This window comes from Phyllobacterium sp. GQ127, assembly GCF_059758635.1.
Window position 1 is genome coordinate 1 of record NZ_JCAXDZ010000048.1, and the last position, 233, is coordinate 233.

At 56.7% G+C, this 233-nt stretch carries 1 protein-coding gene; it reads left to right on the top strand.

Going from position 1 to position 233, the window contains the following annotated elements; all coding sequences use genetic code 11:
* Nucleotides 1–233 (top strand): hypothetical protein (locus AC6CHM_RS25215; RefSeq protein ID WP_498176098.1); only part of this gene is annotated, 233 nt, incomplete at both ends.

The window sequence follows — 233 nt, forward strand, 5'->3', positions numbered from 1 at the left end:
AGCCAAGATTGGCGCGGATGCAGCAACGACGAAGCTTGCGGGCCTTTCGGACGATACGGTTCAAAAGAGCATTGACGCTTCTGCAAAGAAGCTTGGTGACACGGTTGACCAGTCAGTCAAGACAGTCACCGGCAATCTTGCGACAGTAAAGACGACGGCGGATGCGGCCAAGGTTGGTGCGGATGCAGCAACGACGAAGCTTGCCGGTCTTTCGGATGCGACGGTTCAGGGGT